Here is a 25,375-nt window from a genome sequence, read left to right as displayed (position 1 = left end):
ATGGAGACGACACGCACCTGGCTGCTTCCCGCCCTGCTCGCCGCCGCCCAGACGGCGTCGCTGTGGTTCTCGGACGCGCTGTCCGGCGCCCACCTGCCCCACACGGCGGCGCTGGTCGGCGTCGTGTGCGCCCAGGCCCTCGAGACGGCGGCACTGGGCCGGCGCCGCCGGGACCCGGTGCTCGCGCTGGCGGGGGCGCTGGCCGCGCTCGTGCTGGGACAGACGGCCTTTCCCGACGGCTACCTGGGGCTGGGCGCGCCGGTCGCGTTGTACTCGGTCGCGGTGCATCGTCCGCCGGTGGCGGCCGTCCGGGCGGTCGCCGCGGTCGTGGGCGTCGAGTGGCTGCTGTCGCTGGCCCGGGTGGGATGGCGGCCCGTGCTCGCCGCGGAGTGGGCGCTCGCCGCACTCGTGTACGTGGTCTGCGCCGGCCTCGGCGAGGCGCGCCGCCAGTGGCTCGGGGGCCGCTCGCGCGCGGCCCGCCGGCTGGCCGGGGCGGAGGAGGCCGGGCGGCGGGCGGGCGAGACCGAACGGCAGCGACTGGCCCGGGAGTTGCACGATGTGAGCGCCCATCACCTGACCTCGGTGGTGATCACGGCCGACGCGGCGCGCAGACTGGGCGGGAGCAGGCCCGACATGACCGCCGAGGCGCTGGCGTTCGCGGAGCGCACCGGTAGCGAGACGCTGACGGCGCTACAACGCCTCGTGGGGCTGCTGCGGGACGCCGACCGTGCCGACCCGCGTCCGATGACCGCGCGCATCGAGGAACTGATCGCGGGATTCGGGCGGTTGGGGCGCCCCATCGCCACCGCGCTCCCCGCTGACCTGGCCGGCCCGGCGGCGGAGGCGGTCCACGGGATCGTCCGCGAGGCCCTGACGAACGCACTGCGGCACGCGCCGGGAGCCGCGGCGTCGGTGAACGTCCGGCGCGGGCCGGGCGTCCTGGAGCTGACCGTGGACAACGCTCCCGCGCGCGGGCCGGCGTCGCCCGACGTGGGCGGCCTCGGTGCGGGGCGGGGGCTGGCGGGGATGCGGGAGCGGGCGGCGGCCGTGGGCGGGGAGCTGACGGCCGGTCCCCGGCCCGGCGGGGGCTGGCGGGTGCGGGCCACGCTGCCCGACGGCGCGGGTCCGCGGCTCGCGCCCGAGGAGACTCACCGGCGCGATGTGCTGCGCGAGCAGCGGCTGGCCGACCCCGCCCTGGTGTTCGCGGCCGCCGCGCTGCCCCCGGCGTTCGCACTGGCCGTCGCGGAGGACTGGACGGGCGCGAGCCTGCGCGGTGCGGTGCCCGGGCTGCTGGTGCTGACCGGGACGATGATCGTCCACGCGGTGCCCCTGCTGTGGCGCCGACGGGCCCCGTGGGCCGCGCTGCTGGGCGTCCTGGTGTCGTCGTGGCTGTGGCCGGCGGCGGTCGCGGTGGCGTCCGTGCCGCCGCGGGTCTCGCAGTTCTTCGCCGTCGGCGGGACGGCGGAGCTGCTCGCGGTGTACGCGGTGGCGGTCTACGGCCGCGGGGCCGCCCGCACCTGGCCGGCCGTGGGCGCGGCGGCGCTCTCGCTTGCCGGGGCCCTCGTCGCGACGGCGGGCGCGGACGGCGAGCTGACGCAGGACGGCACTCCCGTGTGGATCCTCGCCGTCGTGCTGTGCGTGGCCGTGGGCATGGCGCTGGCCCTCGTGTCGGGCTGTGTGTGGGGTGCCGGGCTCGTGGTGCGGCGCCGGCGGTTGCGGGTGCTGGCCGACGAGGACTTCGCGCTGGCGGGTTCGCTGTGGCAGGCGGAGAGGGCGGCGGACGCCGAACGGCGCCGTCTGGCCGGCAAGCTGCGCGACGCGGTGCTGCACCGTACGGCGGTCCTGGTCGAGCGGGCCCGGCAGGGCCGTCTGGAGGAGGTGGCCGCCGAGGCCCGGTCGGCGCTGGCCGCGATGCGCGAACTGCTGCACGGCCTGGGCGAGTCGGAGGAGCCGGGGCCGCGGCTCGCCCCGGCGCCCACGCTCACGGACCTGGACGCGCTGTGCCGGAGTCTGCGCGCGGCCGGCCGGGACGTCACCCTGCGGGGGCTGCCGCAAGCCGCGCGGGACGTGCCGCCGTCGGTGGCGTTGTCGGCGTACCGGATCGTCGAGGCGGCGCTCGGCGCGGGCGACCGGGGCCCGGCCCGCGTGACGTTGCGGCGACGCCGGGACGCCCTGCGGGTCACGGTGACCGGTGTCCGGCTGGCCGTGGCCGGCCCGGTCGCCGAACGTCTGAAGGTGCAGGCCGGCGCTGCGGCGGGTCGGATCAGCTGCGAACCGGCCGGTATCGTACGCGTGTCGCTGTCGGCCCGGCCGGGTCCGGCGCCCGTCCAGGAGGTGTCCCCGTCGCCACACGTGTGATGGTCGTCGACGACCAGGCGGTGGTCCGTGCCGGATTCGCCGCGATCGTGGACGCCGAACCGGACCTGACCGTGGTCGCCGAGGCCGGTGACGGGGCGTCGGCGGTGGAGCTGGCCGCCGCGACGGCCCCCGACCTGGTGCTGATGGACATCCGCATGCCGGGCATGGACGGTCTCACCGCGACCCGGCTCGTCACCGCGCTGGAGTGCCGCCCGCGGGTGCTGGTGCTGACGACGTTCGACCTCGACGCGTACGTGTACGAGGCGTTGCGGGCCGGGTCGTCGGGGTTCCTGCTCAAGGACGCGCAGCCGGAGGACCTGCTGTCCGCGATCCGGGTCGTCGCCGCCGGGGAGGGCATCCTGGCCCCGACGGTGACGCGCCGTCTGATCGACCAGTTCGCGCGGGGCGCCCCGCAACCGCCGTCCGTGACCGGCGCGCTCGCCTCCCTCACGCCCCGGGAGCGGGAGGTGCTGCTGCACATCGCCTCCGGTCTGACCAACGCCGAGATCGGGTCGGCGCTCGGGGTGACCACCGGAACCGTGAAGACCCACGTGAACGCGTTGCTGTCCAAGCTGGGGCTGCGCGACCGCGTCCAGGCCACCATCCTGGCGTACGAGAGCGGGCTGGTCAGGCCGCGGGGCACGTCCGACACGCCGGGGCTCGACGAGCCGGACCGCACGGCGGCGGCTTCCGCCCGCCCACGGTGAGCGTCACCGCGGCCGGGGACGCACGGCGTGGGCGTCACGGCGGCCGGGGACGCACGGCGTGGGCGTCACCGCGGCCGGGGACGCACGGCGTGGACGTCACGGCGGCCGGGGACACACGCGGTGAGCGTCACCGCGGCCGGGGACGCCCACGCTTCGCCGCCCTGCGACCTGATCGAAAACGACAGGCCACGGGTGTTTCGAAGGTCCTGTGCGGTGCCCGCGGTGTCCGGTGCGTGCTCTCGGCGTGCCGGACGGAAGCGCTCGTACTGGGTGTACTCGGGCTTTCGGCCGTGCGGCGAGAGGGCGTGCCGGGCGCCGTGGGTGCTGTGCGGGACGTTCGGAACACCCCCTAGCCGATCTCGACCAGCAGGTCGCCGCCCTCCACCTGCTGGATCCGGTTGATGGCGAGCCGGCTGACCCGGCCGGCCTTCGGGGCGGTGATGTTGGCCTCCATCTTCATCGCCTCGATGGTCGCCACCGTCGCCCCGGCCTCCACCTCGTCGCCCTCGGAGACGGTCAGGGTGACGACTCCCGCGAACGGCGCGGCGACGTGGCCGGGGTCGGACCGGTCGGCCTTCTCGGTGACGGGGACGTCCGAGGCGGCCGCCCTGTCGCGGACCTGGATGGGCCGCATCTGGCCGTTGAGGGTGGACATCACCGTGCGCATACCGCGCTCGTCGGCCTCGCCGATCGCCTGGAGCTCGATGAGCAGCCGCACACCCGGCTCCAGGTCGACGGCGTACTCCTTGCCCGGACGCAGCCCGTAGAAGAAGTCCTTGCTGTCCAGGACGCTGGTGTCGCCGTACGCCTGGCGGTGGGCGTCGAACTCGCGGGTCGGGCCGGGGAACAGCAGCCGGTTGAGGGTGGCGCGGCGGGTCTTCTCCAGCCCTTCGCGGTCCTCCTCGGTGAGCTCGGCGACGGGCTTGGCCTCGGAGCGGCCCTCGAGCGCCCTGCTGCGGAACGGCTCGGGCCAGCCGCCGGGCGGGGTGCCGAGCTCGCCGCGCAGGAAGCCGATGACGGAGTCGGGGATGTCGTACCGGTTCGGTGCGGCCTCGAAATCCTCGGGGCTCACGCCGGCGCCGACCAGGTGCAGGGCGAGGTCGCCGACCACCTTGGAGGACGGGGTGACCTTCACCAGGCGGCCCAGCATGCGGTCGGCGGCGGCGTACATCGCCTCGATGTCCTCGAAGCGGTCGCCGAGACCGAGCGCGACGGCCTGGGTGCGCAGGTTGGACAGCTGTCCGCCGGGGATCTCGTGGTGGTAGACGCGCCCGGTGGGTGAGGCGAGACCCGCCTCGAACGGGGCGTAGATCCTGCGCACACCCTCCCAGTACGGCTCCAGGTCGCCGACGGCCTGGAGGTCCAGGCCGGTGGGGCGCGCGGAGTGGTCGGTGGCGGCGACGAGCGCCGACAGCGACGGCTGCGAGGTCGTCCCGGCCATGGAGGCCACCGCGCCGTCGACGGCGTCCGCGCCGGCCTGGATCGCGGCGAGGTAGGTGGCGAGCTGGCCGCCCGCGGTGTCGTGGGTGTGCAGGTGCACCGGCAGGTCGAACTCGCGGCGCAGCGCGGAGACGAGTGTGGCGGCGGCGGGGGCGCGCAGCAGGCCCGCCATGTCCTTGACGGCGAGGACGTGGGCGCCGGCCTCCACGATCTGCTCGGCGAGGCGCAGGTAGTAGTCGAGGGTGTAGAGCCGCTCGTTCGGGTCGGACAGGTCGGAGGTGTAGCAGAGGGCGACCTCGGCGATCGCCGTGCCGGTCTCCCGTACGGCGTCGATGGCGGGGCGCATCTGGCCGACGTCGTTGAGCGCGTCGAAGATGCGGAAGATGTCGATGCCGGTGGCGGCGGCCTCCTGCACGAAGGCGTCGGTCACCTCGGTCGGGTACGGGGTGTAGCCGACGGTGTTGCGGCCGCGCAGCAGCATCTGGAGGCAGATGTTGGGGACGGCCTCGCGCAGGGCCGCGAGGCGCTCCCACGGGTCCTCGGCGAGGAAGCGCAGGGCGACGTCGTAGGTGGCACCGCCCCAGCACTCCAGGGAGAGCAGCCCGGGCAGGGTGCGGGCCACCACCGGGGCGGTGGCCAGGAGGTCCTTGGTGCGCACACGGGTGGCGAGCAGCGACTGGTGGGCGTCGCGGAAGGTGGTGTCGGTGACGCCGATGGTCGGGGACTCGCGAAGCCACCGGGCGAAGCCCTCGGGCCCGAGGTCGACGAGCCGCTGCCGGGAGCCGGCGGGCGGCTCGCCCTCGGGCAGGGGCGGCAGCTTGGTGGTCGGGTCGATGAGCTCCGGCCGCTCGCCGTGCGGCCGGTTCACGGTGACGTCGGCGAGGTAGGTGAGCAGCTTGGTGCCGCGGTCGGCGGAGTGACGGGCGGTGAGCAGGTGCGGGCGCTGCTCGATGAACGAGGTGGTGACCCGCCCGGCCTGGAAGTCGGGGTCGTCCAGGACCGCCTGGAGGAACGGGATGTTCGTGGCCACGCCGCGGATGCGGAACTCGGCCACCGCACGACGGGCCCGTCCGATCGCGGCCCGGAAATCGCGGCCCCGGCAGGTGAGCTTGACCAGCATGGAGTCGAAGTGCGCGCTGATCTCCGTACCGGCGTGGGTGGTGCCGCCGTCGAGGCGGATGCCCGAGCCGCCCGGGGAGCGGTAGGCGCTGATGCGGCCGGTGTCGGGGCGGAAGCCGTTGGCGGGGTCCTCGGTGGTGATGCGGCACTGCAGGGCCGCGCCGCGCAGGGTCACGGTGTCCTGCGACAGGCCGAGGTCGGCGAGGGTCTCGCCGGAGGCGATGCGCAGTTGGGCCTGGACGAGGTCGACGTCGGTGACCTCCTCGGTGACCGTGTGCTCGACCTGGATGCGCGGGTTCATCTCGATGAAGACGTGGTTGCCGTCGCGGTCGAGGAGGAACTCCACGGTGCCGGCGTTGCGGTAGCCGATCTGGCGGGCGAAGCGGACGGCGTCGGCGCAGATCCTGTCGCGCAGCTCCGGGTCCAGGTTGGGGGCGGGCGCCAGCTCGATGACCTTCTGGTGGCGGCGCTGGAGCGAACAGTCACGTTCGAACAGGTGGATGACGTCGCCCCGGCCGTCGGCGAGGATCTGCACCTCGATGTGGCGGGGCTCGACGACGGCCTTCTCCAGGAACACGGTGGGATCGCCGAACGCCGACGCCGCCTCCCGGGACGCCGCCTCGATCGACTCCCGCAGCTGCGCCGGGTTCTCCACCCGCCGCATCCCGCGTCCGCCGCCGCCCGCGACCGCCTTCACGAACACCGGGAACCCGATCTCCCCGGCGGCCCGGACGAGTTCGTCGACGTCCGTGGAGGGCGCCGAGGAGCCGAGGACCGGTACGCCCGCCGCTCGGGCCGCGGCGACCGCGCTGGCCTTGTTGCCGGTCAGTTCCAGCGTGCGGGCGTCGGGCCCGACGAAGGTGATGCCGGCCTCCTCGCAGGCGCGGGCCAGGTCGGGGTTCTCGGAGAGGAACCCGTAGCCCGGGTAGACCGCGTCGGCGCCCGCCCGGCGTGCCGCGCCCACGATCTCCTCGACGGACAGGTACGCCCGCACGGGGTGTCCCGGCTCGCCGATCTCGTAGGCCTCGTCGGCCTTCAGCCGGTGCAGCGAGTTGCGGTCCTCGTGGGGGAAGACGGCGACCGTGCGCGCCCCCAGCTCGTAGCCGGCGCGGAACGCCCGGATCGCGATCTCACCACGGTTGGCGACCAGCACCTTGCGGAACATCCTGGATCCCTTCAGCCTGCCCGGTGACTCGGACCATCGTGTCGGTGCCGTCCCGGGAGTGCCATGTGAGTCGGGCCACTCGGCCCTCCGGTACCCGGCGCGGGGCGCCGCTCACGTCGGGGCGGCGGCGGACCGCGGTGGACGGCGCCCGGACCCGGTCGGTCCTCGTCGGTCCGGACAACTAAGCTCCCGCGCATGAGTGAGGCGGACAGCGACAGACGGGTCGTCGACGGGCGCTTCGAGCTGGTGGCACGGCTCGGGGGCGGCGGGATGGGCATGGTGTGGCGTGCCACGGACCTGGTGCTGCACCGCAGCGTGGCCGTCAAGGAGGTCCGCCCGCCCGACCCGGGCCTCGCCGAGTACGACCCGCCCGCGGCGCGGATGCTGCGCGAACGGGTGCTGCGGGAGGCCAGGGCGCTGGCCCGGATCGACCACCCCAACGTGGTGACGATCCACCATGTGGTCGACGGGGGCGAGGGCAGCTACCCCTGGATCGTCATGGAACTCGTCACCGGCGGTTCGCTGGCCGACCGTCTCGCCCGCGGTCCGATGGACCCGCTCGAGGCGGCGCGGCTCGGCCTGGAGGTCCTGTCCGCGCTGCGCGCGGCGCACGACGCCGGCATCCAGCACCGGGACGTCAAGCCGGCCAACGTGCTGCTGCGCCCCGACGGCCGTCCCGTGCTCACCGACTTCGGGATCGCCGCGGTCCGCGAGGCGACCGCCCTGACCGCCACCGGATCCGTCATCGGCACCCCCGACTACATGGCGCCGGAGCGGGTGTCCGGCCAGGAGGGCGGGCCCGCCTCGGACCTGTGGTCGCTGGCGATGATGCTGTACGCGGCCGTCGAGGGACGGCACCCGCTGCGCCGCGGGACGACGTTGGCGACGCTCGCCGCCGTCCTGTCCGAGGAGGTGCCGCCGCCGGAGCGGTCCGGCGCCCTGGGGGACGTGCTGATGCGGGTCCTGGTCCGGGACCCCGCGGCCCGGCCGGACGCGCCGGCGCTGGAGCGGATGCTCGCCGACGTGGCGCGGGGGCGGACCGTGGACGGGCGGGGGACGCAGACCTCCTACCGGCTGTCCCCGCCGCAGGGCCCGTCCGGCGGGGAAGCCGCCGCCGCTGCGGGCGTGTTCGGTCCGCCACCCGCGGCACCGACACCGACACCGACAGCGTGGGATCGCCCTGGTGCCGCACCCGGGTCCTCGACCCCGTGGACGGGGCCCACCGTCCCGCCGCCCGCCTCCGCCCCGCCGTGGCACGGTGGCGCCACGCCGTCGACGACCGCGCTCCGGCCGCCGGCCCGGCGCCCGCGCCGGGCGCGGTTCGCCCTGCCCGGTGCGGGTCTCGCGGTGGCCGGCTTCCTCGTGTGGGCGCTGCTGCCGGACGGGGGCGGGGACCCCGACTCGGGCGACTCGGGCGAGCGGCCATCGGTCACGGCCACGGCCCCGGCCACCGGCGCTTCCGGCTCGGCGAGCGCCGCCCCCGCCGAGGGCACCCGGCAGAGCGGGACGACCGACCTGCTCACCCCGCAGGGCATCCGCACCGCCGTCGCGGCGTTCGAGAAGGAGACGGGACGGGACCGCTTCGGCAGCCTCTCGGTGTACCCGGAGTACGTCTCCGCCTACCTGATGGTGGAGGGCAGCGACACCCAGTACGACCTGTACACCTACCGCCCCGGCGAGGGCGTGCGCAAGGGCATCGTCAAGGGCTCGCTGACCGGCGGGCGGCAGCCGGTGAGCCTCGACGGCTTCGCCTGGGACCGGGTGCCCGCGCTGCTCGCCGAGGCGGAGAAGAAGCTGAACGTGTCCGACGCGGACACCCGCTACCTGCTGCTGAGGGAGCCGAACACCGTGTTCGACACCCCGGCCGGAATGGCGGTCTACCTCAGCAACGACCACAGCGAGAGCGGCTACCTGGAGGCCGACACCAAGGGCCGGGTGACCCGCGTGATGCCGTTCGGGGGGTAGCCGCTCCCGGCCTCAGAGGTCCTTGCACCGTGCCCCGGCGGGCACGGTGCACAGCCCCTCAGCCCTCGGCCAGCGCCCGCAGCGCCTCCTCCGTGCCGTTGAACCGGTCGTGATCGCCGACCGTGGGTCCGGTGGAGGTGTACTGCCAGATGGTGTGGCGTGTCCAACCGGCCGGGAGGGTGCCCGGGGTGGTGGCGTAGCGCGCGATCCACAGGGGGTTGGTCGCGGCGAAGCCGTCGTGGTTGCCGGTGCACTGGGTCCACCAGCTGGTCGCCGTGTAGATCACGGCGTCCCGGCCGGTCCTGGCCTTGTAGCGGGCCAGGAAGTCGCCGATCCAGGCGACCATCGCGCCGGGCGACTTGCCGTAGCAGTCGTCGCCGTAGGGGTTCCACTCGATGTCGAGGACGCCGGGCAGGGTGATGCCGTCACCGGACCAGCCGCCGCCGTGGTCGACGAAGTAGTCGGCCTGTGTGGCGCCGCTCGCGGTGTCGGGGGTCGCGAAGTGGTAGGCGCCGCGGATCATGCCGACGGTGCGGGAGCCGCCGTACTGTCCGCTGAAATAGGGGTTGGTGTAGTAGGTGCCCTCGGTCGCCTTCACATACGCGAACCGGGTGCCGGAGGTCCACAGGGCCGTCCAGTCGACGGTGCGCTGGTGACTGGAGACGTCCACGCCCTCCGGCTGGAGCGCGCGGGTGGTGGGGGGAGAGCCGGAGCGGCCGTCGTGGGGGACGACGCCCATTCCCATGTAGGCCGAGCCGCGGACGGGCACGGTGACGGACTCGTCGGGGGACGGCGGTACCGCCGCGGCCACCAACAACGACACGGCGACCGGGAGACCGGTCGCGTAGAGACGGAGGCGGACGACCGCCGTTGCTATTCGCTTGAGCACGCTCCCATCTGACGTGCTGTCGCCGGGGTCCGCACGTCGTGGGCGGCCGACGGCGGTGCGAACGGGTGAGGACGCGGCATCCGCGCCCTCGCTCCCGTGCCCACCGCCGGCCGGTCCGGGTCAGTGTCTCTGGGCGTCGAGCAACTCCTGCAACCGGACCATGCACGGCGCACAGTGGCGGTCGGTGTCGTGCGAGGCCGCTCGGGCGGCCGACAGGTCGGTGCCGCACAGACTGTTGTCGCCGTGCGGGAACACCACGTGCCACACGTGTCCACCGCCACCCGACGCGAGGCCCACCTTCATCTCGTACACGGTTCTTCCCTTCTGTCGGGCTTGCCTCCAGAAGACCGCGCACGCCGCCGCTCGTCCCGCCGGGACGAGCCATTCGGAGTAGTCCGTCCCCGAACGGCCGCCGTCGCGTGGCCGGGACGCGACGGCCGTGTCAGGGTTCGCTCATGCGCACGACGTCCGGTGCACGGTGAGGCCGGACACCTCGAAGGACATCTCGGTCGTCTCCGAACCGGGCGCCGGGTGGTAGCGGCCGGCGCACACGGACAGGTTCACGATGAGATAGGCGTACCAGTCCTCGCCCACGCCCCGGCCGTCGGAGAAGACGGGGCGGCCGTTCAGGGACCAGACGACGTCGTCGGCGCCGAACTCGACGCTCAGCGCGATCCGTCCGCCGGGGCGGACGGCCTCGTCCCGGTGGTAGCGGTGGGCGCGGCGCACGTGGTTGGAGAGCTCCAGCAGGTCCGGGTTGTCGGGGTGGTACTCGAAGACGTCGATCTCCTGGTCCCCGTCGCGCCACGTCCAGATGGCGGGCCACGCCCCCACCTCGACGGGCAGCCGGACCTGGGCCTCGAGGCGGTCGCCGGCCCGGACGGTGAATCCCTCCTCGCTCCCCTCCGTGGTGAGCAGTCCGGTGTCCCACAGGCCGTCGGCGCGACGGGTGGCGCGGAAGGTGCCGCCACGCGCGTAGGCGGGGTCGGACACGAGGTGGTCGAGTTTGTTGTCGTCGGGGTTGACGGGCCCGCCGTCGGGATAGGCCCAGGAACGGCCCGCGACCCACTGTCGGGATGAGGTGAAGTCGGCTCGGAAAACGACGTCGCTCACTGGCGTCCTCCTCGTCCTCGCGCAGATGCGCTCAGCGCGAGGTCTCCCCTGCTCACCCCCGCTCATGCGGCGCCCCGGGCGCGCCGGGCCGACGTCCACCCGGCCGGGGGACCGACGCGCACGCGCGTGCCCATCGCCACGACCCCTCACCGACCCCTCGTTCGGCCTGCCGGACATGGTTCGAAACCCTTGACGGCGCCCCACAGCTCGTCTGACACTCACGCAACATCACGTCACACAGTTGAAACGGCGGGCCCATGACGCACATGCCACGACTTCGCATACGCGCGAGACGCCGGGCGGGCCGGCTCGCCGGACTCACCGCCGCGTCCCTGCTCCTGGGCCTCGTCGGCGTCACCGCCCCGGCCCAGGCGGCGGAGGTCGGCGACGTCACGGACGGGCTGGCCCTGTGGTACCCGTTCGACGGCGCGTCCGGCACCACGGTCGCCGACGCCTCCGGGCACGGCCGCAACGGCACGGTCCAGGGCACCGCCGACTGGTCCGCCGCCGGTCAGGGCCTCGCCTTCAACGGCACCGACACCTACGTCAGGATGCCGAACGACGTCATGAAGGGCATGGCCGCGATCACCGTCTCCACGGACGTGCTGATCGACGCCGCCCAGAGCACCCCGTACTTCCTCTACGGCTTCGGCAACTCCAGCGGGGGCAGCGGCAACGGCTACCTGTTCACCACCGGCAACTCCTTCCGCACCTCGATCGCCACCGGCAACTGGTCGACCGAGCAGAACACCAGGCCGGCCGACGGGCACAACCTGACCCGGTCGGTGTGGAAGCACATCACCTACACCCAGACCGGCACCACCGGCGTGCTCTACGAGGACGGCGTCGAGGTCGCCCGCAACACCTCGGTCACCATCACCCCGGGCGCCATCGGCTCCGGCACCACCACGGCCAACTACGTCGGCAAGTCGGTCTACACGGGCGACAAGCTGTTCAAGGGCCGGATGCGCGACTTCCGCGTCTACGACCGGGCCCTGGCCGCCTCCGAGGTCGAGCAGCTCGCCCTGCCCGTCGCCACCCGGGGCGTCGCCGACGACAAGGCCGCGCTCACCCTCGGCGACACGAGCGCCGTCACCGCCGACCTGAACCTGCCGAGAACCGGCACCGCCGGCGGCTCCGCGATCACCTGGGCCAGCGACAACCCGTCCGTGGTGTCGGACACCGGCAAGGTGACCCGCCCGGCCGCCGGCGCACCCGACGGCCACGCCACGCTCACGGCGACCCTGCGCAAGGGCACGGTGACCGCCACCGCGGCCTTCGACGTCACGGTCCCCGCGGCGTTCGACGACGCCGCCTCCGCCCGGCAGGCGGCCGCCGCCCTGAGCGTGCACAACCTGGACGACGTGCGCGGCAACCTCACCCTCCCGGCCGCCGGCACCTTCGGCACCGCCGTCACCTGGTCCTCCGCACGGCCGGACGTGATCGCCGCCGACGGCGTGGTCCACCGGCCCGCGCACGGCACCGGCGCCACCACGGTCGAGCTGACCGCGACCGTGAGCAAGGGCGACGCGAAGGCGACCCGCGTGTTCACGGCCACGGTGCCCGAGCTCCCCGCGCCCGCCGCCCTGAAGGGCTACCTGTTCAGCTACTTCACCGGCGAGGGCACCGCGGACGGCGAGCAGCTCTACTTCGCGCTCAGCAAGGGCGACGACCCGCTGAAGTGGCGGGAACTGAACAACGGCAAGCCCGTCCTGACCTCGTCCCTCGGTGAGCAGGGCCTGCGCGACCCGTTCATCATCCGCTCCCCGGAGGGCGACAAGTTCTACCAGATCGCGACCGACCTGAGGATCTACGGCAACGGCGACTGGGACGCCTCCCAGCGCACCGGCAGCAAGTCCATCATGGTCTGGGAGTCCACCGACCTGGTCCACTGGACCAACCAGCGCCTGGTGAGGGTCTCCCCCGACAGCGCCGGCAACACCTGGGCCCCGGAGGCCTACTACGACGCGCGGCTCGGTGAGTACGTGGTGTTCTGGGCGTCGAAGCTCTACGACAACGCCGGGCACACCGGCGACACCTACAACCGGATGATGTACGCGACGACCCGGGACTTCTACACCTTCAGCGAGCCCAAGGTCTGGATCGACCGCGGCTACTCGGTCATCGACTCCACGGTGATCCGGCACGACGGCACCTACTACCGCCTCTCCAAGGACGAGCGGAACAACACGTCCTCCACCCCGAACAGCAAGTTCGTCTTCGAGGAGAAGAGCGACTCGCTGCTGAACACCTCCTGGACCGCGGTCGCGGAGGGCATCGGCAAGGGCGCGATGAACGCGGCCGAGGGGCCGCTGGTGTTCAAGTCGAACACCGAGGAGAAGTGGTACGCGTTCCTCGACGAGTTCGGCGGCCGCGGCTACATCCCGTTCGAGACGACCGACCTCGACTCCGGCGTCTGGACCCCGTCCACCGGCTACGACCTCCCGGCACGGCCCCGCCACGGCACCGTCCTGCCGGTCACCCAGGCCGAGTACGACCGGCTGCTGAGCACCTACCAGCCCGACCAGCTCGTGCGCAGCGTCGAGGACGTGACGGTGAAGACCCGCGTCGGCGAGGCACCGGTCCTGCCCGCGACCGTGATCGCCGAGTACGCCGACGGCGGGCGCCGGCCCGTCTCGGTCACCTGGGACGACGTCCCCGCCTCCGCGTACGCCCGAGCCGGCGTCTTCACGGTGCGGGGCGTCCTGGCGGACGGCTCGGCCACCGAGGTCCGCGCCGAGGTCACCGTCTCGGCGGAGGGCCCGGACGTGCCCGCCGACCTGCTCCTGCACTACGACTTCGACGAGACTGGCGGCAGCATCGCCCGTGACTCCAGCGGCCACGGCTACCACGGCACGTACGTCCGCACGCCCGCCTTCGGCACCGGTGTGCACGACGGCTCCTTCAGGATGTCGGGCGACACCGCCACCTCCCCGTACGTGAAGATCCCGAACGGCGTGCTGAAGAACGCCGGCAGCGTGACCGTGTCGACGTACGCCAAGTGGAAGGGCGGCGCCGGCTTCCAGTGGTTGTTCGGGCTCGGCCCCGACAGCAACAAGTACCTCTTCACCACCCCCTCCAACGGCGGCTCCAGCCTCTACTCGGCCATCACCAAGGCGAGTTGGTCGGCGGAGTCGAAGCTGACGGCCGGTTCACAGCTCACGCCCGGCGAGTGGCGGCACGTCACGCTCACGCTCGACGGCACGACCGGCACGATGGTCCTCTACGCCGACGGCGTCGAGGCGGCCCGCACGACGACCACCATCAAGCCGTCCGAGCTGTACGACGCGGCCAAGGACTACAGCGGTTACATCGGCAGGTCCCTGTACGCGGCCGATCCCTACTTCGGCGGCGAGGTCGACGACTTCCGCGTCTACGGCCGGGCCCTGTCGGCCGCGGAGGTCATGGAGCTCAGCGGCAACACCGCGGGCATCGCGAAGGCGACGCACCCCTCGCTGAAGGTCGACGCGATCGTCGACAACGCGCACGGCACCGTCACGCTGCCGCTGAGGGAGGGCACCGACCTCACCGCCCTGGCACCGGAGTTCGCCCTCGCCCACGGGGCCGCGATCAGCCCGGCCTCCGGCAGCGTCCACGACTTCAGCGAGCCGGTGACGTACGAGGTGACCGGATCCGACGGGAGGAAGCGCACCTGGACGGTGTCGGCGCTGATCATGAAGAGCCCGGTGCTGCCGGGCCTGAACGCCGACCCGAACATCGTCCGCTTCGGCGACACCTTCTACCTCTACCCCACCACCGACGGCTTCGCGGGCTGGAGCGGCACGCAGTTCAAGGCGTACTCCTCCACCGACCTGGTCCACTGGAAGGACCACGGCGTGATCCTCGACCTGGGGCCGGACGTGTCGTGGGCGGACAGCAGGGCCTGGGCGCCGACGATGGCCGAGAAGGACGGGAAGTACTACTTCTACTTCTCCGCCGACGCCAACATCGGGGTCGCGGTCTCCGACTCGCCCACGGGCCCGTTCCGGGACCCGCTCGGCAGGCCGCTGCTGAAGGCGGGCCAGTTCAGCGGGCAGATGATCGACCCGGCCGTCTTCACCGACGACGACGGCCAGTCGTACCTGTACTTCGGCAACGGCCGTGGCTACGTCGTCCCGCTCAACGCGGACATGGTCTCCTTCGACGCCGCGCAGGTGAAGGACATCACCCCGAGCGGCTACAACGAGGGTTCCTTCGTCATCAAGCGCAACGGCACCTACTACTTCATGTGGTCGGAGAACGACACCCGCGACGAGAACTACCGCGTCGCCTACGCCACCGGCCCCTCCCCCACCGGCCCGTGGACCAAGCGCGGCGTGATCCTGGAGAAGGACCTCTCCCTCGGCATCAAGGGCCCCGGCCACCACTCGGTCGTCCAGGTACCGGGCACCGACGACTGGTACATCGCCTACCACCGCTTCGCCATCCCCGGCGGCGACGGCACCCACCGCGAAACCACCGTCGACAAGCTCGAGTTCGACACCGACGGCCTGATCAGGAAGGTCGTGCCGACCCTGACGAGCGTCGACCCCGTCACCGTCGTCCACGCGGGCCCGGACGGTTCCGGGACGGAGGGTGACGCCGTCGTGCTGGCCGGCACGCTCTCCGGGGCGGGCACCGCGCACTGGACGGTCGAGGACGGCGCGCCCTGCACCGTGACCGACCCCTCCGCCGCCCGCACCACGCTGACCTGCACCGACAACGGCAGCTACACGGTCACCCTGGCCGGGGGCCGCAGCCGCGACACCGCCGTCGTCACGGTCGCCAACGCGGCTCCGGCGATCACCTCCGCCACCGGGCCGAAGGTCCCGGTGCCGGTCCGGCAGAAGGCCGTCGTCACCGCCCTGTTCACCGACGCGGGCAGCACCGACACCCACACCTGCGCGGTCGACTGGCAGGACGGCACCGCGCCCGCTCCCGGCACGGTGACCGCCTCCGGCTGCCGGGCCGAGCACACCTACACCCGGGCGGGCATCCACCGCCCGGTGGTGACCGTCACGGACGACGACGGCGCCCCGGCCGCCAGGACCCTCCCCGAGCTGGTCGTGTACGACCGGGCGGCCGGCCCGGCGTCCGGAGCGGGGCTCGTCGCCTCCCCGGCGGGCGCGCACCGAACCGACCCCGCGCGCACGGGCCCGGCGTCCTTCGCCTTCGCCGCGCTCTACCGGACGGGAGCCACTGTCCCGACCGGGCAGGTCACCTTCGACTTCCTCCCGGCGCGGCTGAAGCTCCGCTCCACCGGCGTCGACTGGCTGGTCGTCACCGGCGAGCGGGCCGTCCTGCAGGGCTCCGGCACGGTCGACGGCAGGGCCGGCTACACCTACCGCGTCACCGCCGCGGACGGCCCGGACACCTTCGGCATCCGCATCTGGAACACGTCCACCGGTGAGGTCCTCTACGACCTCCCCGCGGGGGCGACGGTCACCGGCCTCGTCAGCGTCGGCCTCCCCCGGCTGTGACCTCCACGGGCCCGCCGCAACCGGCGGCGGGCCCGTGCCGGGTACCGGGCAGCCGGCCGGTGTCCGTCGCCTGACGGCGGACAGGTGTCCGGTACCCGGGGCGAGCCTCAGGCGGGGACGCCTCCGGTATCCGGGGGCGAGCCCAGAGAGGGACGCGAAGGCATTGTGGGAGCGCTCCCAAGCATGCTTGGATCCAGGGCATGACACCCGTGCCACCCGTGCCCTTCGTGCGCCCCTACCGGGCCTCGGACCGACCGGCCGTCGCGGACATCTGCGTCCGGACCGCCCTCGACGGCAAGGACTCCTCGGCGGTGTATCCGGACCGCGAGTTGATGCCGACGATCTTCGCCTATCCGTACGTCGACCTGGAGCCGGAACTGGCCCATGTGCTGGACGACGGGAACGGACGGGCCGTCGGCTACATCCTGGGCACCGCCGACACCCCGGACTTCGCCCGCCGCTTCCGCACGGGGTGGCTGCCCTCGGTGGCCGGCCGCTACCCCCCGCCGGTCGGCACCCCGGACACCCCCAGCGAGCGGATGACCGCCCTGCTGCACGACCCGGAACGCATGGTGCTGCCCGAACTGGAGCCGTACCCCGCCCACCTGCACATCGACCTGCTGCCGCCCTGGCAGGGGCGCGGCTTCGGCCGGGCCCTGATGCACGCCCTTCTCGACGCCCTGCGGGCCCGGGGCGTCGGGGCGGTGCATCTGTGTATGGTGCGGGCCAACACCCCGGCCAGGGCGTTCTACGACCGGCTCGGGTTCAGCGAGATCGCCGTCCCCGACCCCGGGCCGGTCTGGTACCTGGGCCGACCCACCGCACGATGACGGCGGGGCGGCCGGTCCCGCCGGGCGCCCGACGGCAGGCTCTCCGGGACGGCCGCCGTCCGCTGGTGCCGGGCGAGAGCGCCGCCCCGCACGGGGTCGGGCCGGCCGACGCTCCCCCGGATGCCGTCCCGGCCGGGGCGCTCCGCTGTGAAACGGTCCGGAACCCCGCCCGAGCGGCCCGCCCGGATGCGGCCGGCGGGTCCCCGCCCCGTGCGGCGCGGGGACCCGCCGGTCCGCTCTCCTAGAATCGGATGATCATGCTCGCGGGTGCGGGCGGGGGGGCACGCCGATCGGAAGGGACGGGCTTGAGCGGGGAGCGGGCGGTGTTCGGGGCGCTGCTGCGGGAGTTACGGCTGTCCGGGTCGCTGACCATCGAGGGTCTGGCGGAGGCGTCGGGCGTGAGCGTGCGCGGCATCGGGGACCTGGAGCGGGGGCGCCGGGCGGCTCCGCAGCGGCGGACCGTCGCCGCGCTCGCGGACGGTCTCGGCCTGGACGAGGCCGGCCGGGAGCGCCTGCTGGCGGCGGCCCGCGCCGGGCGGGCCCCCGGCTACAGCCCGGTGGGCGTACGGGCGTTCCCCCGCGGCATCGACGATTTCGTCGGCCGGGAGCAGGAGGTGGCGCGGCTGGGTGAGCTGGCCGCGCGTCGGGACGCCGCCCAACCGGTGGTGGTGGCGGTGTCCGGACCGCCGGGGGCCGGCAAGACCACCCTGGCGCTGCACGCCGCCCGCAGCCTCGCCGCCCGCTTCCCCGACGGGCAGTTGGTGGTGGATCTGCGCGGAACGGACGACGAACCGCCCGGCCCCGCCGAACTGGTCCTCGGTGTCCTCAAGGCGCTCCAGGTGGCCGACCGCGACCTGGTCAGGGCCGGACCGCAGGGCCACACGGCGCTGTACCGGCAGTTGCTGGCCGAACGGCGCTGTCTGCTGGTGCTCGACAACGCCCGGGACGAGGGCCAGGTGCGTCCGCTGCTGCCGGCCGCCGGCACGGGCATGGTGGTGGTGACGAGCCGGCGCATGCTCACCGGGCTGGACAGCGTACACCGTCTGCCGCTGGGCGAACTGAGCCCGGCCGAGGCGGCCGTGTTCCTGACCGGCCTCGTGGGAACCGAGCGGGCCGCGGCCGAGCCGGCCGCCGTCGCCGAGGTGGCCGAGCGGTGCGGGCACCTTCCGCTGGCCCTGCGGGTGGCGGGCAACTGGCTCGCCACCCGGAACGGGTGGACCGTGCGGCGGCTCGCCGACCGCCTCGCCGTCGAGGACCGCCGGCTGGAGGCGCTCGCCGCCGGAGACGTCCGCGTCGACGCCGCCTTCGACCTGTCGTACCGGCAGCTGACGCCGTCGGCCGCGCGGCTGTTCCGGCGGCTGGCGCTGGTGCCCGGCCCGGACGTCGGGGCCGCGGGGGCGGCCGAACTGACCGGGCAGAAGGTGTACGACGCGGAGGACGCGCTGGAGGAGCTGGTCGAGACGGGGCTGCTCGGCGCGGACGCGGACCGCTACCGGATGCACGACCTGCTGCGGTTGTTCGCCCGTACGCGGCTGGAGGCGGAGGAGAGCGGCCCGGACGCCGAGCGCTCCCGTGCGGCCCTGTACCGCTGGCTGCTGGAGACGGCGGTGGTGGCGGGCCGCTGGTTCGAGCCCGACCACGGCGCGCCGCCGCCCACCTGGCGGGGGACCGTCGACCTGTCGTCCGCCGACCTGGCACGCCGGTGGCTCGAGGCCGAGGGCGCCAACTGGCTGGCGGCCCTGCGCGCGGCGGCCACCGCCGGTGAGCACGCCACCGTCGTGGAGGTGGCCGAGGCGCTGCACTGGTTCTCCGACCAGTGGATGTTCTGGGGGCACTGGTCGGAGGTGTTCGGCACGGCCGCCGACTCCGCGCAGGCGCTGGGCGACCCCCTCGTCGAGGCGACCCAGCTCAACTACCACGCCTGGGCGGTGCTCCTGTGCGAGGGCCGCCCCTTCGACAGTCTCTCCCGCTCCGCCCTGGCGCTGGAGGCGGCGCGGCGCGCCGGCGACCTCGCCCAACAGGCGTGGGCCCACAACTACCAGGCCTGGGCGCACCGGTTGCTCGGCGACTTCGAGGCGGCCCTCGGCGCCGTCCGCGAGGCCGCCCGTCTGTTCGAGGCGGCCGACGATCTCCACGGCACCCTGCAGGCCATGAGCGGCCAGGGCGTCATCCTGCTGGAGGCGGGCCGGCCCGAGGAGGCCCTCGACTGCGACCTGCGCTCCCTGGCCTTCCTGGACGAGGCCGGCGACCGGATCGAACCGCACATCGCCGCGATCGGCCGGCTCAACCTGTACGTGGGCATCGGCCGCTCCTACGCCCTGTCGGAACGGTGGGAGGAGGCCGTCGCCCACGTGCGCACCGCCGTCGGCCTCAGCCTCGACAGCCGCAACACGGGCATGCTGAGCCGGTGCCTGGTCCACCTGGGCACCATGCTGGTGTCCGCCGGACGGCCCGAGGAGGCGCGGGAGGCCTTCACCCGCTGTGTCTCCCTGGGCCTCGACGCCGACCCGAGGAGCGTCGCCGAGGCCCGCGACCGTCTCGCCCGCCTCGACGCCGACTGACGTCCCGGTCCCGGCCCGCGCCGCCGCGACGCGAGAACACGACCGGGGTCCGGGCGGCGTCGAGGCGGGCGACTTCCCCTCGTCGTACCGCCATCCTGCCCCGGGCCTGCCCGCCCGGTCTTGTCCCCCGACGCACAGGGCTGTTCCGTCAGCGCACCGCACGCCGCCGTCCCGGTGCGGCGGCGCTTTCTGCCTGCTTCCTGCCTGGAGGCGGCGCCGGGCCACTGGTTGGCTGGTCACGGCGGGGAAGAACGGGCCGCAGCGTGGCCGCCCTCCCCGGCGGCGGCGGTGGTGGGACCCGTGTGGCCCTCCTCCCCCACAGCGCCATGGATCCGAAGTCTCCGCCGGTACGCACAGGTGGAGAGGAGAACCGGGTGAACCTGGTGCTGACGACGGCTTCCGTCCCCGACGAGGACAGACTCGGCCGCTGGGGCCACGCATGGAGCGGAGCGCAGGTGCCGATGACGGTCACCGCGCACGGCGACGCCCCGCTGACGGGCCGCATCTCGACCGCGCGGCTGGGCTGTCTGCGCCTCTCCACGATCGAGGCCGGCCCGCTGCGCGCCAGCCGCACGTCCCGCCACATCGCCCACACCGCCGCGGACTACGTGGCCCTCGGCGTCCAGACGGCCGGCCGGGGGACGCTGCTCCAGGACGGCCGCCGCGCCGACGTGGCCGAGGGCGGGCTCGTGGTCTACGACACGACACGCCCGTACGCGCTGGACTACCCCGAGCCGTTCGCGGCGCGGGTCGTGCACATGCCGCGCCGGGTGGTGGGGCTGCCCGAGGAGGTCCTGCGGCAGGTCACCGGCACGGCGGTCGCGGGCACGGAGGGGCTCGGTGCCCTGCTGGTGTCGTTCCTGACCGCCCTGACCGCATCGGTGCCGGCCTCTTCACCGGCCGTCGCGGCACGGCTCGCCGGCAGTGTCGTGGACCTCTTCGCCACGCTCGTGGACGAGCGGACACGCCCGCAGGCGACGGCGGAGGCGAGCCCGCACGGGCACCTCGTCCGGCGCATCCGGGACCACATCGACCGCCACCTGGGCGACCCGGAGCTGTCCCCGCACACGGTGGCCGTCGCGCACCACATCTCGGTGCGCTACCTGCACCGGCTGTTCGAGGGCGAGGGTGTCACGGTGGGCCGTCTCATCCAGCAGCGCCGTCTGGAGCAGTGCGCCCGCGAACTGGGCGCCCGCGGCACGGCGGGCCCCTCGGTCTCCGCGGTGGCCCGGCGCTGGGGCTTCGCCAACCCCGCCCACTTCAGCCGCGTCTTCCGCGGCGCGTACGGCATGCCGCCCCGCGAGTGGCGCGACTGCGGCGGTGCCGCCCCGGCCGGCTGACACGGCTCGCCCGCCGGCCGTTCCGCCGGGCCCTGCGGGGCGGGGGCCGTCAGTTGTCCGGCCAGTCGCGGTAGGAGATGCGGGCCAGGTCGCGGACCTCGCCGATCGTGCTCCACTCGTCCGCCCCGAGCCGGGCCAGCGGGCGCAGCCTGCGAATGTCGGGGTGTCCGTCGACGACGGCGGCCTCGTCGACGGCGGCGTGCACGACCTGGCCGAGGACGAGGGTGGAGTTGCCGATGCCCAGGGTGGAGTGCAGCCGGCACTCCAGGGCCACCGGAGAGGCCGCCACTCGCGGCGGCCGGACCCGCAGCGAGGGCTCCCGCTCGATGCCGACGGCGTCGAACTCGCCCTGTTCGGACGGAAAGTCGACGGCGCTCGCGTTGATCTGCTCGAAGAGCGGCTCGGGCGCGAGGTTGACGACGAACTCGCCGGTGGCCTCGATGTTGCGCAGCGTGTCCTTGCGGCCGACGGAGGTGAACTGCACCACCGGCGGGTCGGTGCAGGCGACGGTGAAGAAGGAGTGCGGGGCGAGGTTGGCGGTGGTGCCGTCGGCCGCCAGGGTCGACACCCAGGCGATCGGCCGGGGGACGACGACGGCGGTGAGCAGCCGGTAGAAGGCTCCCGCGCCCACGGTCTGGGGGGCGAAGTCGATGCGCATGGCAACCAGTTCTACCGGACGGCGGTGCGGGCGGTGCGGGCGACCCTGACCTCAGCCGACGTCCCGCAGCAAGCGGTGGGTGTGGATGGCGAAGCAGGGGAAGGACCGCACGGCGGCGACGCCCTCGATCTGGCGGACGGTGTCGGAGTGGGTGGACGCGGGATCTCCGCACGGTCCGTTCCGACTTCGACGCGGTCGCCCGGCGCGCCGCACGGGCGGCTCAGACCTCCCCGCGATCGGCTCGCGCGTCCGCCGACGCCTTGGGCGTCACCGACAGTCTCGGGGACTCCACCGGCCCCGACCGGACCTTCGCCACCGCCGCCGCCACCTGCTCCCGCACCGCCTCGTCCGGCGCGGGTCCCCGCACGGCGGACACCAGGTCGTCGGCGAGGTGGTGCAGCTTGGTGTTGGTGCGCTGGGAGGCCTCGACCAGCACCCGCCACGCCTCGTCGGCGCTCAGGGCGAAGGAGGCCATGAGAATGCCGCGGGCGAGGTCGATCACCGGGCGGGTCTGCATGGCCCGGCGCAGTTGCACCACCTCGATGCGCAGGTCCTGCTCGACGCGGTCGCCCCGGGCGGCGCCGTCCGCGTCCGCCCGCTGCTCGGGCGCGGAGGCGGCGAACAGGGTGTCGGCACCGGTCAGGGCGAGCAGGCGCTCGACGACCGGGCCCGCCGTGCGGACCACGAGCGTCTTCCCCTGTCTCAGACCCTGCTCGCGCGCGACGATCAGCGCGTTGAGGGCGGAGCAGTCGATGAACGCGACCTCGCCCAGGTCCATTTCCACACCGCTGACGGCGGACGCGAGGGCGGCACGCAGGGCGCACTCGAGGTGTGCGACGGAGTCGAGGGCGAGTTCACCCCTGACGGCCACGACGGCACGGTCACCGTCGGGACGCACGACGATCTCCGGTACGGACGACGGCGGGGCGTCGTACGCAGGTTCTGGCATGACCGCCTCCCCCGGTCACTGGGCTTCGACAACCAGCGTCACCCGTGAACCTGTCACCCGTCAACCAATACACGAAATGGAGTTCAGGCGTTTGTTTGCACGAATATTCGCCCGTACAATCGCCGCATGGAGGGAGTGCCTGAGCCGCATACCGGATGGACGTTCCTGACCAACCACGCCCGCGTGCTGGCCGTCATCGCTGACAACCGCAGTGCCCGCATCCGCGACATCGCCGCGCATTGCCGGCTCACCGAACGCGCCGTCCAGAAGATCATCGCCGACCTCGAGCAGGACGGCTACCTGTCCCACACCCGCGCGGGCCGCGGCAACACCTACCGGATCGAACCGGGCAAGGTGCTGCGCCATCCGGCGGAGGCGGGGCTCACGGTGGCCTCCCTGCTGACCCTGCTGATACGGGACGAGGCGGACCGCGGCGAGGCGTATCGGTCAAGTCGGGCCGACTCAAACGTCATCGCGTCCGAGAGAGACGAAGGTCACGAATACGTATCGGACATTTGACGCGTGAATCTTCACACCAGCCACACAAGTTGGCTAGGTTGACGCGCAGGCCGCACGACCGACTCCGGCGAACCCCGCCGGCCGCGCGGCTTCCGCCGAGTCCGTGACACCAGTGGTACGGCCCGAGCCGGGGGCGCACAGTCCCAGGGGGCTGGACCGCCCGCAGAGCGGCGAGCCCGGGACGCCGGTCCGGAAGACACCCCGGCCCCTCGCCCACTCGGCCGGCGGAGCACGGAAGGAGTACGTCTTCCATGGCGACGGACCGCACCCCGCGCTCCACGGGCACCGCCCGCTTCGAGGAGGCCGGCGAGGTGAGCCGGGCGGAGATCCAGGAGCGGGTCAGCTCGCTCTACGACCGTGCGGAGACGGACACCGGCACCTTCAACGCCACCCGCGCCATGTCGAGCCGTACCCGCAGGACTGTGAGGACCGTCGCCAACAGCGGGCGGGCCACCGATCCGTCGCTCGACGCCGTGGCCCGGCAGTGGTTCGACGTGGCACGCAGCCGGGTCGGGCCGACCGTGCCCGCGACGCTGCCCGGCGACCGGCTGCCCGAGCGCGCCGCCCCGGCCGCGCGCCCGCCGAGGATCCCGGAGCAGCCGGCCGACCGGGGCGCGGTGCGGGAGCCGGAGGCGGGGGGCCGACGGGAGCTCGAGGCCGCAGGCGGCGGCCGACGGGAGCTCGAGGCGCCCGAGCGGCCGGTACCGGAGCTGACCGGGCGGGCCGTGGCGGCGTTGCCGGCGGTGCCCGAACCGCGCCAGGAGGCCTCCACCGCCCTGCTGCCGGCGCCGGGGGCCGCCCCGTCGGCCGCCGCCTCGCCCGGGGCGCCGCAGGCGGCGCTGCGTTCGAGCAAGGAACAGATCCGGGAGAAGCTCACCGCGGCCCGCGAGATGCTCGCCCGCACCGCCCCCCAGCCGGCCCCGGCGCTTCCCGCGGTCGAGTCGCGGCCCGTCGAGCAGCTGTGGGACACCGGAGAGCTGCCGGCCTACCGGCCGTCCACGGACTCGTGGACGGGGCGGCAGCCGGCCGTCGACAACGAACCGTCCGGCGGGACGGACGGGCGCGGTTTCCTCCTGTCGACCGGCGCGGACCTCCCCGCCCCCCTGACCGGCTTCGCGGCCCCGGCGCCGGTCGTCCCGGCGCCCACGTCCGCCTTCCCGCCGCCCGAGACGGGCCTGCTCGCGGCGAGTTACGGCGACCTCCTGGCGCCGACCCCGGCCGCCCCCGTCCTGCCCGCCCCTGAACTCTCCGTGCCGGTGCCCGAGTTCACCCTTCCGACCACGGGTTTCACGCCTCCCGTACCGGCTGCCGCTCCGGCCCCGGTCCCGGCCCCCGCCCTCTCCCCCGCTCCCGCCCCCGCTGAGGCCACCACCCACGCGACCGGACCCGCGTATCTCGGCAAGGCGGAGAAGGCCATCGCCTTCGCGCGGGCCCAGATCGGCCGGCCCTGCGTGTGGGGTGCGACCGGTCCGGAGTCCTACGACTGCTCCAGCCTCACCCAGGCCGCCTGGAAGGCCGCCGGGGTGACGCTGCCGCGGAGCGCGGTCGACCAGGCACGGGCCTTCACCCGGGTGGGCCTCGACGAACTCCAGCCCGGTGACCTGGTCTTCTTCCATGACGACCTGAGCCACACCGGGCTGTGCACGGGCGGCGGTCTGATGATCCACGCGCCGGGCCCGGGAGCCTACATCCGCGAGGATTCGGTGCACGCCCTCGGCGAGGGCGCCCTGCGCGGCGCGGTGCGCCCCGCCTGAGGGGTCCTTGCACTGTGAGCGCCTCATCAGGCCGCGTGGAACGGTGCCGTGCATCACAAGGCGCCGGAGAGCCCTTGTAGCGGAGCGAGCTACCAGGGTTCTCCGGCAACGCGGCGAGGTGCGGTACCAGGCCGCGCGGCCCAGGCGGCCATACTGCAAGGACCCTCGGGCCGACTGCCCGGACCCGGGCGGCGTCGGCTCAGCGCGCCGCCGAGTTCGCCCGCATCTGTCCCCGGCGGGCGTTGTTGTAGGCGCGCAGCAGGTGCTTGGAGACGGCGCACGGAACCGTGTCGACGTGACACTGGCGGCAGGTGCGCGCATGCTCCTCATAGGTGGCGCGGGCCTGGTGCAGGGCTTCCTCGGGAGAGGTCATGGGGGGTCCTCCAGACGGGTACGAAGGCTGCCGGGACACGCTGCCTACTCACGAGTAGCCCCAGCTTCGTGAAAGTTGACCATGTTACTCACGGTAGTGGAAACTCGGATTCCGGCCTCTTTCGGGAACCGTCCCCGCGCACGTGGCGTGAACTGACCAATGCAGGCCACGACAGA

General features: G+C 73.9%; 16 protein-coding genes. 9 read left to right on the top strand and 7 right to left on the bottom strand.

Annotated elements, in window-relative coordinates; all coding sequences use genetic code 11:
* Together ACZ4YY_RS20240 and ACZ4YY_RS20235 are read left to right on the top strand one after the other, a co-directional pair.
* Positions 1-2,358 carry a sensor histidine kinase gene (locus ACZ4YY_RS20240; RefSeq protein WP_468291711.1) on the top strand — a complete coding sequence of 786 codons (2,358 nt, stop codon included), beginning with the start codon at positions 1-3 and terminating at the stop codon, positions 2,356-2,358.
* Positions 2,358-3,065, top strand: coding sequence for a response regulator (locus ACZ4YY_RS20235; RefSeq protein WP_468291708.1), 708 nt, complete (start codon positions 2,358-2,360; stop codon positions 3,063-3,065). Before ACZ4YY_RS20240 ends, ACZ4YY_RS20235 begins: the two co-directional genes overlap by 1 nt.
* Positions 3,066-3,414: 349 nt before the next feature.
* Here ACZ4YY_RS20235 and ACZ4YY_RS20230 read toward each other — a convergent pair whose 3' ends face one another.
* A complete protein-coding gene (locus ACZ4YY_RS20230; RefSeq protein WP_468291706.1) occupies positions 3,415-6,789 on the bottom strand; it encodes a pyruvate carboxylase in 3,375 nt (1,124 codons plus the stop codon).
* 195 nt (positions 6,790-6,984) lie between these two features.
* On the opposite strand from ACZ4YY_RS20230, the gene ACZ4YY_RS20225 reads away from it, so the two are divergent.
* Positions 6,985-8,754: a serine/threonine-protein kinase gene (locus ACZ4YY_RS20225; protein WP_468291703.1), complete on the top strand. Its 1,770-nt coding sequence runs from the start codon at positions 6,985-6,987 to the stop codon at positions 8,752-8,754.
* A 58-nt stretch (positions 8,755-8,812) separates the two neighbouring features.
* Here ACZ4YY_RS20225 and ACZ4YY_RS20220 read toward each other — a convergent pair whose 3' ends face one another.
* From ACZ4YY_RS20220 to ACZ4YY_RS20210, 3 genes are all read right to left on the bottom strand, one after another.
* Positions 8,813-9,643, bottom strand: a complete 831-nt coding sequence (locus tag ACZ4YY_RS20220) for a lysozyme (RefSeq protein WP_468291700.1) — start codon at positions 9,641-9,643, stop codon at positions 8,813-8,815.
* A gap of 120 nt (positions 9,644-9,763) precedes the next feature.
* The gene (locus tag ACZ4YY_RS20215; RefSeq protein WP_468291697.1) at positions 9,764-9,955 is read right to left on the bottom strand and encodes a hypothetical protein; all 192 of its coding nucleotides are present in this window, start codon (positions 9,953-9,955) and stop codon (positions 9,764-9,766) included.
* A gap of 141 nt (positions 9,956-10,096) precedes the next feature.
* Complete coding sequence (locus ACZ4YY_RS20210; protein ID WP_468291694.1) at positions 10,097-10,756, bottom strand: LamG domain-containing protein; 660 nt, start codon at positions 10,754-10,756, stop codon at positions 10,097-10,099.
* A 257-nt stretch (positions 10,757-11,013) separates the two neighbouring features.
* On the opposite strand from ACZ4YY_RS20210, the gene ACZ4YY_RS20205 reads away from it, so the two are divergent.
* From ACZ4YY_RS20205 to ACZ4YY_RS20190, 4 genes are all read left to right on the top strand, one after another.
* Entirely contained in the window at positions 11,014-16,215 is a 5,202-nt protein-coding gene (locus tag ACZ4YY_RS20205; protein WP_468291691.1) for a family 43 glycosylhydrolase, read from the top strand.
* 200 nt (positions 16,216-16,415) lie between these two features.
* Positions 16,416-17,045, top strand: coding sequence for a GNAT family N-acetyltransferase (locus ACZ4YY_RS20200; RefSeq protein ID WP_468291688.1), 630 nt, complete (start codon positions 16,416-16,418; stop codon positions 17,043-17,045).
* A 305-nt stretch (positions 17,046-17,350) separates the two neighbouring features.
* Complete coding sequence (locus ACZ4YY_RS20195) at positions 17,351-19,606, top strand: ATP-binding protein (RefSeq protein ID WP_468291685.1); 2,256 nt, start codon at positions 17,351-17,353, stop codon at positions 19,604-19,606.
* A gap of 374 nt (positions 19,607-19,980) precedes the next feature.
* On the top strand, positions 19,981-20,946 hold the full coding sequence (locus ACZ4YY_RS20190) for an AraC-like ligand-binding domain-containing protein (protein ID WP_468291682.1): 966 nt from the start codon (positions 19,981-19,983) through the stop codon (positions 20,944-20,946).
* Positions 20,947-20,995: 49 nt separating this feature from the next.
* Here ACZ4YY_RS20190 and ACZ4YY_RS20185 read toward each other — a convergent pair whose 3' ends face one another.
* The gene (locus ACZ4YY_RS20185) at positions 20,996-21,604 is read right to left on the bottom strand and encodes a flavin reductase family protein (RefSeq protein WP_468291679.1); all 609 of its coding nucleotides are present in this window, start codon (positions 21,602-21,604) and stop codon (positions 20,996-20,998) included.
* Between the two features lie 220 nt (positions 21,605-21,824).
* Positions 21,825-22,553 carry an ANTAR domain-containing protein gene (locus ACZ4YY_RS20180; RefSeq protein ID WP_468291676.1) on the bottom strand — a complete coding sequence of 243 codons (729 nt, stop codon included), beginning with the start codon at positions 22,551-22,553 and terminating at the stop codon, positions 21,825-21,827.
* Between the two features lie 126 nt (positions 22,554-22,679).
* Between ACZ4YY_RS20180 and ACZ4YY_RS20175 the strand changes: the two genes are divergently transcribed.
* Positions 22,680-23,072 carry a helix-turn-helix transcriptional regulator gene (locus ACZ4YY_RS20175; protein WP_468291674.1) on the top strand — a complete coding sequence of 131 codons (393 nt, stop codon included), beginning with the start codon at positions 22,680-22,682 and terminating at the stop codon, positions 23,070-23,072.
* 251 nt (positions 23,073-23,323) lie between these two features.
* Positions 23,324-24,826, top strand: coding sequence for a C40 family peptidase (locus tag ACZ4YY_RS20170; protein ID WP_468291671.1), 1,503 nt, complete (start codon positions 23,324-23,326; stop codon positions 24,824-24,826).
* A 199-nt stretch (positions 24,827-25,025) separates the two neighbouring features.
* On the opposite strand, the gene ACZ4YY_RS20165 is transcribed toward ACZ4YY_RS20170, so the two are convergent.
* Entirely contained in the window at positions 25,026-25,199 is a 174-nt protein-coding gene (locus ACZ4YY_RS20165; RefSeq protein WP_468291669.1) for a hypothetical protein, read from the bottom strand.
* Positions 25,200-25,375: the final 176 nt, after the last annotated feature.

Source organism: Streptomyces sp. NPDC030143 (assembly GCF_055573695.1).
The sequence above is the reverse complement of the archived record's forward strand: the minus strand, read 5'-3'. Positions and strand labels throughout refer to the sequence as shown.

Excerpts from the sequence above, each read along its gene's own strand:
- ACZ4YY_RS20240 (WP_468291711.1), top strand. The coding sequence starts at position 1 with ATGGAGACGACACGCACCTGGCTGCTTCCCGCCCTGCTCGCCGCCGCC.
- ACZ4YY_RS20235 (WP_468291708.1), top strand. The coding sequence starts at position 2,358 with ATGGTCGTCGACGACCAGGCGGTGGTCCGTGCCGGATTCGCCGCGATC.
- ACZ4YY_RS20230 (WP_468291706.1), bottom strand. The coding sequence starts at position 6,789 with ATGTTCCGCAAGGTGCTGGTCGCCAACCGTGGTGAGATCGCGATCCGG.
- ACZ4YY_RS20225 (WP_468291703.1), top strand. The coding sequence starts at position 6,985 with ATGAGTGAGGCGGACAGCGACAGACGGGTCGTCGACGGGCGCTTCGAG.
- ACZ4YY_RS20205 (WP_468291691.1), top strand. The coding sequence starts at position 11,014 with ATGACGCACATGCCACGACTTCGCATACGCGCGAGACGCCGGGCGGGC.
- ACZ4YY_RS20200 (WP_468291688.1), top strand. The coding sequence starts at position 16,416 with ATGACACCCGTGCCACCCGTGCCCTTCGTGCGCCCCTACCGGGCCTCG.
- ACZ4YY_RS20185 (WP_468291679.1), bottom strand. The coding sequence starts at position 21,604 with ATGCGCATCGACTTCGCCCCCCAGACCGTGGGCGCGGGAGCCTTCTAC.
- ACZ4YY_RS20180 (WP_468291676.1), bottom strand. The coding sequence starts at position 22,553 with ATGCCAGAACCTGCGTACGACGCCCCGCCGTCGTCCGTACCGGAGATC.
- ACZ4YY_RS20175 (WP_468291674.1), top strand. The coding sequence starts at position 22,680 with ATGGAGGGAGTGCCTGAGCCGCATACCGGATGGACGTTCCTGACCAAC.
- ACZ4YY_RS20170 (WP_468291671.1), top strand. The coding sequence starts at position 23,324 with ATGGCGACGGACCGCACCCCGCGCTCCACGGGCACCGCCCGCTTCGAG.
- ACZ4YY_RS20165 (WP_468291669.1), bottom strand. The coding sequence starts at position 25,199 with ATGACCTCTCCCGAGGAAGCCCTGCACCAGGCCCGCGCCACCTATGAG.